At 64.0% G+C, this 13,457-nt stretch carries 11 protein-coding genes, 1 pseudogene and 1 riboswitch; of the genes and pseudogenes, 3 read left to right on the forward strand and 9 right to left on the reverse strand.

The window, feature by feature from the left end; translation table 11 throughout:
* Window positions 1-89: 89 nt before the first annotated feature.
* Window positions 90-1,661: a PucR family transcriptional regulator gene (locus ACQR3T_RS18005; RefSeq protein WP_428694360.1), complete on the forward strand. Its 1,572-nt coding sequence runs from the start codon at window positions 90-92 to the stop codon at window positions 1,659-1,661.
* Between the two features lie 49 nt (window positions 1,662-1,710).
* Here the strand turns inward: ACQR3T_RS18005 and ACQR3T_RS18010 are convergent, their stop codons facing one another.
* From ACQR3T_RS18010 to ACQR3T_RS18035, 6 genes are all read right to left on the reverse strand, one after another.
* A complete protein-coding gene (locus tag ACQR3T_RS18010) occupies window positions 1,711-2,721 on the reverse strand; it encodes a LacI family DNA-binding transcriptional regulator (protein ID WP_428694361.1) in 1,011 nt (336 codons plus the stop codon).
* 75 nt (window positions 2,722-2,796) lie between these two features.
* Window positions 2,797-4,125, reverse strand: a complete 1,329-nt coding sequence (gene mmsB, locus ACQR3T_RS18015; RefSeq protein ID WP_428694362.1) for a multiple monosaccharide ABC transporter permease — start codon at window positions 4,123-4,125, stop codon at window positions 2,797-2,799.
* Window positions 4,122-5,660, reverse strand: coding sequence for a multiple monosaccharide ABC transporter ATP-binding protein (gene mmsA, locus ACQR3T_RS18020; RefSeq protein WP_428694363.1), 1,539 nt, complete (start codon window positions 5,658-5,660; stop codon window positions 4,122-4,124). The genes mmsB and mmsA overlap by 4 nt, the downstream gene beginning before the upstream one ends.
* 8 nt (window positions 5,661-5,668) lie before the next feature.
* Entirely contained in the window at window positions 5,669-6,805 is a 1,137-nt protein-coding gene (chvE, locus tag ACQR3T_RS18025) for a multiple monosaccharide ABC transporter substrate-binding protein (RefSeq protein WP_032376324.1), read from the reverse strand.
* A gap of 195 nt (window positions 6,806-7,000) precedes the next feature.
* On the reverse strand, window positions 7,001-7,804 hold the full coding sequence (locus ACQR3T_RS18030; protein WP_032376325.1) for a hypothetical protein: 804 nt from the start codon (window positions 7,802-7,804) through the stop codon (window positions 7,001-7,003).
* 32 nt (window positions 7,805-7,836) lie between these two features.
* Entirely contained in the window at window positions 7,837-8,151 is a 315-nt protein-coding gene (locus tag ACQR3T_RS18035) for a DMT family transporter (RefSeq protein WP_032376326.1), read from the reverse strand.
* Between the two features lie 12 nt (window positions 8,152-8,163).
* A riboswitch (guanidine-III (ykkC-III) riboswitch) is annotated at window positions 8,164-8,226 on the reverse strand.
* Between the two features lie 120 nt (window positions 8,227-8,346).
* Here ACQR3T_RS18035 and ACQR3T_RS18040 point away from each other — a divergent pair.
* Window positions 8,347-9,054: a response regulator transcription factor gene (locus tag ACQR3T_RS18040; RefSeq protein ID WP_032376327.1), complete on the forward strand. Its 708-nt coding sequence runs from the start codon at window positions 8,347-8,349 to the stop codon at window positions 9,052-9,054.
* Window positions 9,051-10,463, forward strand: coding sequence for a sensor histidine kinase (locus ACQR3T_RS18045; protein WP_032376328.1), 1,413 nt, complete (start codon window positions 9,051-9,053; stop codon window positions 10,461-10,463). Before ACQR3T_RS18040 ends, ACQR3T_RS18045 begins: the two co-directional genes overlap by 4 nt.
* Here ACQR3T_RS18045 and ACQR3T_RS18050 read toward each other — a convergent pair.
* The 3 genes and pseudogenes from ACQR3T_RS18050 to ACQR3T_RS18060 all read right to left on the reverse strand — a co-directional run bounded on the left by ACQR3T_RS18050 (window position 10,443) and on the right by ACQR3T_RS18060 (window position 13,430).
* Window positions 10,443-11,565 (reverse strand): annotated as a pseudogene (locus ACQR3T_RS18050) (AbrB family transcriptional regulator). The gene ACQR3T_RS18045 and the pseudogene ACQR3T_RS18050 sit on opposite strands and share 21 nt — an antisense overlap.
* 34 nt (window positions 11,566-11,599) lie before the next feature.
* Window positions 11,600-12,010 (reverse strand): universal stress protein, encoded by a 411-nt coding sequence (locus tag ACQR3T_RS18055; RefSeq protein WP_032376329.1) that lies wholly within the window; start codon window positions 12,008-12,010, stop codon window positions 11,600-11,602.
* A gap of 34 nt (window positions 12,011-12,044) precedes the next feature.
* Window positions 12,045-13,430, reverse strand: a complete 1,386-nt coding sequence (locus tag ACQR3T_RS18060; protein ID WP_428694364.1) for a CitMHS family transporter — start codon at window positions 13,428-13,430, stop codon at window positions 12,045-12,047.
* Between the last annotated feature and the right edge of the window lie 27 nt (window positions 13,431-13,457).

Raw genomic sequence — 13,457 nt, forward strand, 5'->3', positions numbered from 1 at the left:
TCTCGTCGCTGTGTGATGGCCATTGAAGTCCGATTCGGGGACCGATCAATCAGCTCATCGGCCAAAGAATCTGTGGTCTACTTGTCCGTATGGCCAATGCCGTTTCGCTGCGATCGCTATTGACATCTCTGCACAGCGCTGTCGTCGAACTCGTGGTCGCGCCCGCAGGGATCGACATGACCGTCGAGTCCGTTGCGTTGCTCGACGCCGACGACCTGCGTCTGCCGCCGGGGGCGTCCGCTGATCTGACGCTGCTGGTGGGGGTGACCGAGGCCGACGTGGTGCGGTGGTTCGACGATCTTGCTCTGCGCGCCGCGGCCGACAGACCGCGTGCGGTGTTGACCAAGGTGGCCGACTCGGCTGCCCTTACCCATGGTGCGCGGGAGACCGGTATCGCCTTGGTTGCCGTACACCGACAGACGCGCTGGGAACTGCTGTTGTCGATGACCCGAGGAGTTCTCGACCAGGTGCGGACGCACAGTCCGGACGACGGGACCTTCGGAGCCGATACCGATCTGTACGAACTCGCGCAGACGGTGGCGTCGCTGACGAAGGGCATGGTGAGTATCGAAGACGAGCGCTCACACGTGTTGGCGTACTCGGCATCGGACGACGCGGCCGACGAGTTGAGAACGCTGTCGATCCTCGGGCGCGAAGGCCCGGCCGACTACCTGCGCGGGCTGCATGAGCGCGGCGTGTTCGATCGTCTCCGGCGCACCGACGACGTCATCGACGTACCCGCCGATCACGAACTCGGAATTCGACGACGCCTCGCCGTGGGAATACGCCGAATATCCGGTAGCCCAACAACCCTCGGAACGATCTGGGTACAGGAGGGTGCCATTCCGCTCGCCGACGAGGCCGACGGGGTGCTCCGGGGTGCCTCGGCCGTCGCGGCTCGCTTGATCACCCGCATCGCGAACGCCCCGACCAACGAGACCCTGCAGATCCAACGACTGCTCGGGGCCAGAGGCGGCGGAGTGGACGTGCCGTCGCTGGCATCTGCGCTGTCGATCCCTGCCACCGGATCGTCGGCGGTCGTCGGATTCGCGTCGTGCGGAGAATTCGACATCGGCGCACTGGCACCAGCGATCAGGTTGCACGCCAGCGCGTTTCGACGCGATTCTCTGGTCACCACCATCGGCGAGAGAATCTACGCACTGTTTCCCGGGGTGGCGTCGGGCACGGGGATTTCGGGGTGGGCCGCCGATGCCGTGGGGCGAATCGAGAGGCGAACCTCGCTGGCATTGCGCGCGGCGGTGGCGGCCCCGATCGCCGACCTCGAAGCGGTGGCCGTCGCCAGATTCGAGGTGGATCGGGTGCTCGACGGCACCACCGGCGAGGTTCGCGTCACCACGCTGGAGGAATCGAGAACTTCGGTACTGCTGGGAGAAATTCTCGAACTGATCGGCAATCACGAACAACTCCGTGACCCGCGTATTGCCGAGCTCGACCGATACGACGCATCCAACGACTCCCGGATGCGCGAGAGCCTCGAGACGTACCTGACGTGCTTCGGTGACGTTCGGTCCGCGGCCGATCGCTTGCATGTCCACCCGAATACCCTGCGCTACCGCATTCGCCGCGTCGAGCAGATCCTGGAACTCGATCTGACCGATTCCGATGCGCGCCTGTTGGTGGAAATGCAGCTCCGTATGTGAGAGGGCCTGCGGCCCACGTGCATAGAAATTCGTAGCAGGCTACGAAGTTTCATGCACGTGGGGGACCGGTGCTGGACCTGATCACCAGGCTCGGCTCGATGCTCGAGCGTCGGGTGCTTCGGTTCCCGGTATCGATCTGGTTCAGCAGGATTTCGACGCTTCGGACGCCCACCTCGCTGAATTCCTGGCGGATCGTCGTCAGCGGAGGGGAGAAGAATTCCGCGTCGGGAACGTCGTCGAATCCGATCACGCTGACGTCCTGCGGTACTCGTTTGCCCTGTACTTCGAGCGCACGAAGTATTCCGAGGGCCATGGAGTCGTTGCCCGCGAACACAGCTGTCACGCCTGCGGTTCGGGCCAGATCGCTTCCGGCGGAGAAACCCGATTTCGCAGTCCAATCGCCGCTGAGGGTGGGAGGCGGTTCGATGCCCGCATCCTCGTGGGCCAGCCGCCATCCGGTCACGCGGTCGGCGGCCTCGTACCACCCGAGCGGTCCGGCAACGTGCCAGACCGCACTGTGCCCGAGGCCGAGCAGATGTGCGGTGGCCGCCCGCGCCCCGGCAATCTGATCGACCGAGACCACTGCCAGATCGCCTGCGGGAGAACCTTCGACGGCCACCAGTGGAAGTTCACGGGCCAGATCGGCGATGTCGCCGCCATCGGTTCGCAGTGGTGCAATGACGACGACGCCGTCCACTCCCTGCTTCTGCAACCGGCGCACACAGGTGATGATCGCCGACTCGTCGAACGACGTGGGAACGCCGACCACGACGGAGTAGCCCGCCTGTCTTGCTGCGGATTCGACGCTGTAGAGCGTCGATACCGGACCGTAGAGAGCGTTACCGGTTCCGACTATTCCGATGGTGCTGCTTCGCCCGGTGACCAACGCGCGAGCGGCGGTGTTGGGGCGATACCCGAGCTCTGTGATCGCTTGTTGCACCCGTGTTTTCGTCGCCTCGGTCACGTTGGGGTGACCGTTGATGACGCGAGAGACGGTCTGATGAGACACCCCGGCGAGCCGGGCGACATCGGTCATGGCCGGTCCGCGGGTCGGTGTCATCTTGTCGCAGCTCCTCTGGCGTCGTGGAGGACAATCACAGCACGTCCGGTCCCGCACCGCTCGAGAGCGTGCCGATCACGTCGTCTTCGTCATCGACGCTGACGTCGGCGGTGCGGTCTCCCCCGGTTGGCCGGGGGAGAACATCTCGGCCGGCACGGGTACGCCCAGATAACTGGTGGGTGACTTGGCCAAGTCACCCTTGTTGCCCTTACCGCTGGCCGCCCGGCGCTTGGTCCAGATGTCGAAGGCCACGGCGGCGAGAAGTACCAGACCCTTGACCAGCTGTACCCGCTCGCTGGGCGAACCGATGAGCGACATTCCACTGTTGATCACGGCGATGATGAGTCCACCGGTCAGCGCGCCGACGATGCGGCCGACGCCGCCTTGGACGGCTGCGCCACCGATGAACGCCGCCGCGATGGCGTCGAGCTCGAAGCCGTTGCCCGCAGTGGGACCGGCCTGGTTGAGGCGTCCGGCGAAGATGATTCCGGCCAGAGCCGAGAGGACACCCATGTTGACGAAAATCCAGAACGTCACCGGCTTGACCTTGATACCGGACAGGGACGCGGCATGGATGTTTCCGCCGATGGCGTAGACGTGCCGACCGAAGACCGTCTTGCCTGCGAGGGTGGAGTACCCCATTACCAGCACGGCCAGGAGGATGAGTACGTAGGGCAGGTTCTTGAAGCGGGCCAACTGGATTGCGATGGCCAGCACCAGGGCGGCGGCGAACGCCATCTTGATCAGGAACAGCGGCATCGCGTCCACGGTCTGGCCGTACTTCTGCCGGCCTGTTCGAGAACGCCACTGGCTGAACACGATTCCGGCGACCGCGAGAATCGCGACGAGCAATGTGAAGATATCTGCTCCACCCAAGGGTCCGAGTCCCACATTGCCCATGAAGCCGGGCAGGAAGCCGTTGGACAGTGTGCGCACCGGTCCGGGGAACGGCCCGATGCCCTGGTTGCCGAGAACGATGAGAGTGACCGCGCGGAAGACGAGCATGCCTGCGAGGGTGACGATGAACGCAGGAATGCCGAAATATGCGACCCAATAGCCCTGCCAGGCACCGATCAAGCCGCCGACGATCAACGTGATCACCACCGCCAGTGGCCACGGCACGTTCTGTTGAACCATGAGGACACCGGCGATGGCACCGGTGGCCGCAACGACCGATCCGACGGACAGGTCGATATGGCCGGCGATGATGATCACCACCATGCCGATGGCCAGAATGAGAATGTACGAATTCTGCACCACCATGTTGCTGATGTTCTGCGGCACCAGAAGCTGACCGCCCGTCAGCACGGTGAACAGCACGATGATCAGCGCGAAGGCGATGAAGATTCCGCTCTGGCGAAGGTTGCGCGTGAGCAACCCCCGCACGGTCGACAACTGATTCATCGAAGTACTCCTGTTCCACGGGTCATGAGATGCATGAGCGATTCCTGGGTCGCGTCCTCGCGAGTGACCTCACCGGTGATGTGGCCTGCGGACAGTGCGTAGATCCGATCGCACAGCCCGAGCAGTTCGGGGAGCTCGGAGGAGATCACCAGCACCGCCTTGCCGGCATCGGCGAGATCGTTGATGATCGAATAGATTTCGAATTTTGCGCCGACGTCGATTCCTCGCGTCGGCTCGTCGAGAATGAGCACGTCCGGATCGCTGAAGATCCATTTGCTCAGCACGACTTTCTGCTGATTACCACCGGAGAGTTTGCCGACCACGGCGGAGACGTTCGGTGCCTTGATGTTCATGCTCTTACGGAAGCCCTCGGCGACCTTGAACTCCTGGTTGTCGTCGACGAAGCCTCCCGTCACCAGTTTGTCCAGTGCCGCGGTGGAAATGTTGCGTTTGATGTCGTCGATCAGATTGAGGCCGTACCGTTTTCGGTCCTCGGTGGCGTAGGCGATGCCGTGACGGATGGCATCGTTGACCGACTTGACGTGTATTTCCTTGCCCGACTTGTACAGCCGACCAGAGATGTCGATACCGTAGCTCCGGCCGAAGACGCTCATGGCCAACTCGGTGCGGCCGGCACCCATCAACCCGGCAAGACCGACGATCTCACCTCGCCGCAGCGTGAGGTTCGCCTTGTCGACGACGGTTCGGCCCTGCTGGGTCGGACTGTGTACGGTCCAGTCCTCGATGCGCAGAACTTCCTCTCCCACAGTCGATTCGTGAGGGGGAAACCGGTGCTCGAGATCGCGGCCGACCATGAGCGAGATGATGCGATCCTCGGTGACATCCGGGTCTCGCATATCCAGCGTCTTGATGGTCCGGCCGTCACGGATGATCGTGGTTCGGTCGGCAACGGCCGCGATCTCGTTGAGCTTGTGCGAGATGATCACGCACGTGATGCCCTCGTCTCGGAGACCACGGAGAAGGTCGAGGAGATGAGCCGAATCGGAATCGTTCAGTGCCGCAGTGGGTTCGTCGAGAATCAGCAGGGTCACGTCCTTGGACAATGCCTTGGCGATCTCGACGAGCTGCTGCTTTCCGACACCGAGGTCGCTCACGACACTGACGGGGTTCTCCCGCAGCCCTACCCTCTTCAGTAGGGCTGCGGCCTCGGAATTGGTTCGGTTCCAGTCGATGAACCCGCGCTTCGACCGCTCGTTTCCGAGAAAGATGTTCTCGGCTATCGAGAGATGCGGACTCAGTGCGAGTTCCTGGTGGATGATGACGATGCCCTCGGCTTCGCTGCTTCGGATGTCGGAAAACTCGCACGCCCGACCGTCGAACACGATGTCGCCGTCGAACGTGTCGTGTGGGTACACACCCGACAACACCTTCATGAGCGTCGACTTGCCTGCTCCGTTCTCACCGCAGATCGCGTGGATTTCGCCGCGATTCACCGAGAGAGTAACATCCTGCAGCGCCTTGACGCCGGGAAAGGTCTTGGTGATGCCGCGCATCTCCAAAATCGGGCTCGTCATCGCCGAACTCACTTCAACTGATCCTCGGTGTAGTAGCCGCCCTCGACGAGCAGCTTCTCGTAGTTGTCCTTGTAGACGATCTCGGGCTGCAGCAGGTACGCGGGAACGACCTTGTCGCCGTTGTCGTAATCGGTGGTGTTGTTGGTCTCGGGAGTCTGGCCGTTGAGCATTGCCTGAGCCATCTGGATCGTGACCTCGGCCAGTTGGCGGGTGTCCTTGTAGATCGTGGAGTACTGCTCGTCGGCGATGATGGACTTCACGGACGGCACCTCGGCGTCCTGCCCGGTGACGATCGGGTAAGGCTGACCTGCCGTGCCGTATCCGTTGCTCTTGAGTGCGGAGAGGATGCCGATGGACAGGCCGTCGTACGGCGAGAGCACGCCCTGAACCTTCTGGCCCGAGGAGTACGTCTTGGTGAGCAGGTCCTCCATACGCTTCTGGGCGGTGGCCGGATCCCAGCGCAGTGTCGCAGCCGTCTCGAAATCGGACTCGCCACTGCCGATCTTCAGAGTTCCCTTGTCCAGGTACGGCTTCAGGGTTTCCATGGCACCGTCGAAGAAGAAGGTGGCGTTGTTGTCGTCCGGCGACCCGGCGAAGACCTCGATGTTCAACGGGCCTGCGGGCGCGTCGGCCTTGTCGGTGCCGTCCTCGTTCTTCAGACCGAGACCGACGAGAAGCGACGTGGCCTGATCGACGCCGACCTTGTAGTTGTCGAACGTCGCGTAGTAGTCGACATTGGGCGAGTTACGAATGAGGCGGTCGTAGGCGATGACGCCGATGCCGTTGTCCTTGGCTTCTTGCAGCTGGGTGGTGATGGCAGTGCCGTCCACGGAGGCCACGATGAGAAGCTTTGCGCCCTGGGTGATCTGGTTCTCGATCTGATTCACCTGAGTGGGAATGTCGTTCTCGGCGTACTGCAGATCGACTTTGTAGCCCTGACCTTCGAGTGCGCTCTTGAGGTTGTCGCCGTCGGCGATCCAGCGAGCGGAGGACTTCGTCGGCATGGTGACGCCGATCAACGCACCTGCGGTGCTGCCGCCCTCGGCCGGAGCCTCGTCTGCGGTCTTGGTACTCGATCCGCACGCACCGAGCGTGAGGGTGAGGGCCACCGCGGCCGTAGCCATGGATAGCTTTCGAAACTTCATCGTTTCTCCCTGTGTTGTGAGGTAGACCGTGAAGCGGAGGCCGTCGGGTGGTCCCGTGTGGTTCGCATCACATCAAAACGAAAGTGTGAGCGATAACATCGGCATTGTCAAAGATTTCTTTTTTGCACCCTCGTGTGCGGTGTGAGCGCTAACATCCGATGCCTCGAAGAACTGCGGGAGGACCCGTCGAACAGGTCAGTGCAGTTCGTGTACCGACTGCTTACCGCTCTTGAGCCAACGCCCCGGCAACCGGCCGACGAGCTCGCCGAGCGGGTGCACCGCCGCCGACAGGATCTCGACGGAATCCTGGAGGATATCGATCGAGATGCTCATGCGCTCGATGTTGGGAGCCACGGACGTCAATGTCTCGGAGAGCTTGACCAGTTGGTCGAGTGGGCCGCCCTTGGCCGTCAATCTCTCGATCGGACCGTCCTCGGCGAGCAGCGTCTCGAGGATGCCGTCTTCGGCAATGGCGCGTTCGATCAGGCCGTCCTGACGTGTGAGCACCTCGAGGGGACCGTCCGTGGCCGTCAGTCGTTCGAGCGGACCGTTGGTGGCGGTGATGCGGTCGAGCAAACCACCTTCGGCCAGCAATCGTTCGAGGGGCCCGTCCTCGGCCAGCAGGCGATCCAGGGGTCCGCCGGGAGCGAGAATGCGTTCGACGGGTCCGCCCGGAGACAACAGGCGCTCGAGGGTGCCGTCCTCGGACGTGAGGCGATCGACGACGCCACCCTGGGCGAGCAGGCGATCGAGTGGCCCGCCTTCCTTGAGGGCATTGCCCAGGGCGCGGTCGTCGGAGGTGAGCTGACCGAGCTGGGCGAGCAGTTGCATCGTGCCGCCGCGCGGATTGGCGAGCGAGGCCACTCCTGCGGTGCCGGACGCGCCGGTGGCCAGCGCCATTCGGGTGGTTGCCAGCGCGACCTCGGCGACGCCGATCGCCTGTTCGGCAATGGCAATTCCGGCGCGCGCAGGCAGTGTGATCGCTGACACCCAGTTCATCGTTTTACTGTAACTGCTCGTAGCTCGGAAAATCAGTGAAGAACCTTCAGTCCCACGACACATCCGACGATGCCGACCAGAAGCGCGACCTTGAGCAGTGATGCAGCTTCTTCGCCGGTGATCATGGCGTAGGTGACGGTGAGGGTGGCACCGATTCCCACCCAGACGGCGTAGGCGGTTCCGGTGGGCAACGACCGCATCGCGATTGCGAGACCGATCATGCTGAGCACCACCGCGACCCCGAAGACGGCGGACGGTCCGAGTTTGGTGAAGCCCTCGGACTTGCCGAGCGCGGTTGCCCAGATCGCTTCGAGAACACCGGAGACGACGAGAATGAGCCAAGCCATGAGAAATCACTCCTTGCACCGTCTTGTCGCTGTTCGGGTACGGTGCGCTCGTCCGATTGTCGGAAGTGACTTGTACGATCGTACCAATTCTGGCGGGTGATGGCCACGAAATGTCGGTCGGTGCCGGCGTGCGCACGTCCGCTCACAGGAACCTCACAGCGAGAGTCCAGCGAACGAGCAGCATCTCGCGCAAAGATGGACACCGTGAGCGAGACACCCGAGGCCCGAGTACTGATCGTCGACGACGAACCGACCATCGTCGAACTGCTGTCGGTCAGTCTGAGGTTTCAGGGATTCGAGGTGGCGACGGCGTCGTCCGGCCCCGAGGCCCTCGACAAGGCGCGCAACTTTCGGCCCGAGGCTCTCGTTCTCGACGTGATGATGCCCGGCATGGACGGGTTCGGTCTGTTGCGCCGACTGCGCGCCGACGGAATCGATGCGCCCGCGCTGTTCTTGACGGCACGCGATTCGGTGGACGACAAGGTGACCGGGCTGACCCTCGGTGCGGACGACTACGTCACCAAGCCGTTCTCGCTCGAGGAGGTCGTGGCACGACTTCGGGTGATCCTGCGCCGGTCGGGCAAGAGCGAGGATGCGCAGCCGTCGCGAGTTGCGTTCGCAGACATCGAACTCGACGACGACACCCACGAGGTGTGGAAGGCGGGGGAACCGGTATCCCTCTCGCCCACCGAGTTCACGCTGTTGCGGTACTTCATGGTCAACGCGGGAACTGTCCTCAGCAAGCCGCGGATTCTCGATCACGTGTGGCACTACGACTTCGGTGGTGAAGTGGGAGTGGTGGAGTCGTACGTGTCGTATCTGCGTCGCAAGGTCGACACCGGAGACACCCGCTTGATCCACACACTGCGGGGAGTCGGCTACGTCATGCGCCAGCCGCGGTGACCGGCATTCGAGCTCGCATTCGGAATCTGCCGCTGCGCTTCACTCTGGTCGCAGCGTTGCTGCTCCTGGTCGGACTGGGTCTGCTGGCGTCGGGTGTGGCGGTGACCTCGTCGCTCGAGACGTCGCTGATGCGTCGCCTGGACAGCCAACTGGTCGAAGCGTCCCGTGGTTGGGCGCAACCCGACGCTCGCCCGCTGCCTCCCGTGGACGAGCCGAATCCCGGTCGCCCACCGTCGAACTTCTTCGTTCGCTCCGTGGCCAACGACGGCACCGTTCGCGGCCCGATCAACGATGTGGCCGAAAGTGTTCCGGACCTCTCGGGTGCGCCGTCGGCAACCCCGGAGACCGTCGGTTCCGAGGGCGACCCGTCGAAGGAGTGGCGGGTGATCACGGTGACCAACAGCGAGGGTTCCACCACCGTGGGAATGTCGCTCAGCGCCAACCAGCAGACCGTCAGCAGGCTTGTGGCGCTCCAGTTCTACATCGGTGCGGCCGTGTTGCTGGCTCTCGCCGTGATCGCCTATTTTGTGGTGCGGCGCAGCCTTCGTCCACTGCGTGAGGTGGAGACGACTGCCGCCGCCATCGCCGCAGGAGACCTGCATCGCCGGGTCCCCGAGTGGAGTGAGAAGACCGAGGTGGGCCGATTGTCGGCCGCCCTGAACGGGATGCTCTCGCAGATTCAGCGCGCCTTCGCGGCGACCGCGGCCTCGGAGGAGGCGGCGCGTGCGTCCGAGGACCGGATGCGCCGATTCGTCGCCGATGCCAGCCACGAGTTGCGCACTCCGCTGACGACGATTCGGGGGTTCGCCGAGCTGTACCGGCAGGGCGCGATGAGCGACATCTCGTTGCTGATGACGCGAATCGAAGGTGAGTCGGCGCGCATGGGCCTGCTCGTCGAGGACCTGTTGATGCTCGCCCGCCTCGACGCCCAGCGGCCCCTCGACATGCGCCGCGTGGACGTATTGACCATCGCAGCCGATGCCGTGCACGACGCCAAGGCGGTATCTCCCGCGCGGGACATCTCGCTGAAGGTGTTGGCGGGGCCGGGAATACCCGAGGTCGACGGCGACGACGCACGGCTGCGTCAGGTGCTCGCGAACCTCGTCGGAAACGCGGTGCGCCACACCCCCGAATCGGCGTCGATCACCGTGTGCGTGGGGACGACTCGGTCGTCGGTACTACTCGAGGTCGAGGACACCGGGCCCGGTCTGGCCGAGGACGAGGCCGCGCACGTCTTCGAACGCTTCTATCGAGCCGACTCGTCGCGGACGCGCGAGAGCGGCGGCAGCGGGCTCGGACTGTCGATCGTCGCGGCATTGGTGGCGGCGCACAACGGTACCGTCTCGGTGCGGAGCACTCCCGGAACGGGCGCGAGCTTTCGCGTCGAATTACCGAGGCCGACAGGCTGATTCGTCATCCTCGCAAGATGGCTCCTCGTTCGATCGCGCCTTCTTGCGCTGGGCGAGCTTGGTATATGCCGCGGCAGCGAGTGGCGCAGCAACGAGCATCGACACCAGGCGGATCACCTGTACGCACGCGACGAAGGTGACATCCGACCCGGTGGTCGCAGACACGGCGAGCACCGCCGCCAGACCGCCGGGTGTGGTCGCGAGATAACCGGTCAGCATGCTGACTCCGGTGATCGCGGACAGCGCCCAGCCGAAGAGTGCGCAGACAACCCCGATCGACACGACCAGCAGTGCAGCCCACGGAAAGATCCGTCCGATGGCGCGCAGGCTCGCGACGGTGAAGGCAAGGCCCGCTTGCCATCCGATGACGATGAATGCCACCGGCAGCAGCACGGCGGGCACGGAGATGTCGACGGGCCACCCGAGTAGTTCGCAGGCACCCGCGACGATCAGTGGCCCCAGGGTGGCGGGCGCGGGCAGGCGGATCAACCGCGCGAGCACGATGCCGATGACGACGGCACCGATCAGAAAGGCCGTGCCGACGAACCACGTGGTCGTCGACTGTTCCTGGGCGCCTGCCCCGCCGTCGGTGTCGGTATGGAAGGCGAAGGTGACGATCAGGGGCATCGTGACGACCACGAGTGCGACGCGGAGGTACTTGGACCACGGCGACGATCCGCTCGTCACCGCCGAGTTCGCGGGCAATGGACACCAGACCCGTTGCACCACCAGCAATCAGGGACAGCGCCCCGGTGACGGGGTCGACGTCGCGGTGCAATGCCAGCAGTGCGCCGCAGCCGGCGCTGACGACGAGCGTCCCCGCGCCGACGAGAACGGCAGGAATCCAGTTCTCGCCCAACGCCCCGAGCGTGTCGGTGTCGAGCATCAGGCCGATGGTCACCGCCAGCGTGCCCTGCGCTGCCATGGACGCGGGCCGGGGCACCGCAGCAGGGCCCAGGCCGGTCAGAGCGAAGATCACCGCGACGACGAGAGCGGCGAACAGCGACGGTGCCGTCAGGCCCAAGGCTTCGAAAAGGGCCCAGCCCCCGACGGATACGGCCGCGAGGCCGATCCATCGGAGGCTGTGACCGAGTACTTTCAACACGCGAGTGGCCGGGTCACGCGGTATGGAGCTCTCACGCTCCGGACTTGACCAGCAGAACCGGAACGGGGATCTCGAGCAGCAGACGCTGAATCGTCTGTCCCATCAGGAACTTTCCGACCGCCGAGCGGTGGCGGGAACCGACCACCAGGATCTCGGACTTCTGCTCTTCCACCAGTGTCAGCAGGGTGTTGACGGCGTCGGGATCGGGCCTGCCCACTGCCACGGTCCAGGACACGGAGTCGGCGTTCTCGATGTCGGTGAGGGCCGTGTCCACTGCGGTGGAGACCGCAGCAGTTTCGGCTGCCTCGGCGGACGGCTCGGCCGATCCCGACAGTGCATGCAGGACGACGAGGTCCGTCTCCCGGATGCGCGCTTCTCGAACTGCGGCCGCGAGCGCTGCGCGGCCTTCGGGTGAATTGTTGTGCAGTACGCCAACAGTCATGACGGTTTCTCCTTCAGGAAGGTGGGGTGGAGGATCAGCCGAAGGGGATCTGGCCGAGAACGATGCCGACGGCCAGCATGGCGAGGGAGACGACCACCGCTCGCCACAGCACCTTCTTGTGGTGATCGGCCAACGACACTCCGGCGAGGGTGACCAGCAGCAGGATGGCCGGAACCAGCGGACTCTGCAGGTGGACGGGCTGGCCGGTGATCGAGGCACGTGCCATCTCGACCGGGTCGATCCCGTACTTGCTCGCGGTCTCGGTGAGGACCGGCAGGATACCGAAGTAGAAGGCGTCGTTGGTCATGAAGAACGTCAGCGGGATGCTCAGGATTCCGGTGATGACGGCCAGGTACGGGCCCATGCCGGACGGGATGACGTTGAGCAGCCACTCGGCCATGGCCTCGACCATGCCGGTGCCCTGGAAGACGCCGGTGAGGATTGCCGCGGCGAGCACCATGGCGACCACGGAGACGATGGAGGACGAATGCCGTGCGATCGCGTCGCCCTGCTCCTTGACCTTGGGGAAGTTGACCGTCAGCGCGATCGAGGCAGCGATCATGAACAGCACCGGGATGGGAAGAATGTCCATGACCAGGATGACCAGGAGAACGACCGTCAGAGCAGCGTTGAACCAGAGCAACTTCGGGCGCAACGTGTCGCGATTGGGGTCGAGGCCGTCGAAGAACTGACCCGATTCGCCGGAGCCGTCCGAACCGCCGGTGCCCGATCCGTTTCCGCCCTTACCGCCCTTGCGGACGCTTCTGCCGCCGCCCGAGGCAACAAGTTCGGGTTCGTAGATCAGCTTGCCGATGCGTCGACGCTCCATGATGCCGAGGTGAACGGCGAAGAGCAGCACGATGATCAGGCCGACGATCATCGACGGAACCATCGGAACGAACACGTCGGACGGCGAGATGCCCAGAGCGGATGCAGCACGAACCGTCGGTCCGCCCCACGGGATGATGTTCATCGTGCCGTTGGCGAGGCCGGCGACGACCGTCAGGATGACCGGGCTGACACCGAGTTTGAGGTAGAGCGGCAGCAGTGCGGACGTGACGATGATGAAGGTCGTCGAGCCGTCACCGTCGAGTGAGACGACCATGGCCAGAATGGCTGTTCCGACAACGAGTTTCATCGGGTCGTTGCGCACGACACGCAGGATGCCGCGCACCAGTGGGTCGAACAGTCCGACGTCGATCATGATTCCGAAGAAGATGATCGCGAAGAACAGCAGGGCCGCGGTGGGGGCCAGAGACTTGATGCCGTCGGTGATCATGTCACCGATGCCGAGTCCCGCACCGGCCAGCAGGCCGAAGATGACGGGAACGAGGGTGAGCGCGACGACGGGCGTGGCTCTCTTGGTCAAGATCAAGAACATGAAGGCGGCTACCATGAGGAAGCCGAGTATCACCAACATCGTGCACTCCTTCTCGAGATGTGTGAG

Source organism: Rhodococcus sp. IEGM1428 (genome assembly GCF_050321865.1).
Classification (GTDB): Bacteria; Actinomycetota; Actinomycetes; order Mycobacteriales; family Mycobacteriaceae; genus Rhodococcoides.

Coding starts and splice junctions, on each gene's coding strand:
- ACQR3T_RS18005 (WP_428694360.1), top strand. CDS start 90: ATGGCCAATGCCGTTTCGCTGCGATCGCTATTGACATCTCTGCACAGC.
- ACQR3T_RS18010 (WP_428694361.1), bottom strand. CDS start 2,721: ATGACACCGACCCGCGGACCGGCCATGACCGATGTCGCCCGGCTCGCC.
- mmsB (WP_428694362.1), bottom strand. CDS start 4,125: ATGAATCAGTTGTCGACCGTGCGGGGGTTGCTCACGCGCAACCTTCGC.
- mmsA (WP_428694363.1), bottom strand. CDS start 5,660: ATGACGAGCCCGATTTTGGAGATGCGCGGCATCACCAAGACCTTTCCC.
- chvE (WP_032376324.1), bottom strand. CDS start 6,805: ATGAAGTTTCGAAAGCTATCCATGGCTACGGCCGCGGTGGCCCTCACC.
- ACQR3T_RS18030 (WP_032376325.1), bottom strand. CDS start 7,804: ATGAACTGGGTGTCAGCGATCACACTGCCTGCGCGCGCCGGAATTGCC.
- ACQR3T_RS18035 (WP_032376326.1), bottom strand. CDS start 8,151: ATGGCTTGGCTCATTCTCGTCGTCTCCGGTGTTCTCGAAGCGATCTGG.
- ACQR3T_RS18040 (WP_032376327.1), top strand. CDS start 8,347: ATGGACACCGTGAGCGAGACACCCGAGGCCCGAGTACTGATCGTCGAC.
- ACQR3T_RS18055 (WP_032376329.1), bottom strand. CDS start 12,010: ATGACTGTTGGCGTACTGCACAACAATTCACCCGAAGGCCGCGCAGCG.
- ACQR3T_RS18060 (WP_428694364.1), bottom strand. CDS start 13,430: ATGTTGGTGATACTCGGCTTCCTCATGGTAGCCGCCTTCATGTTCTTG.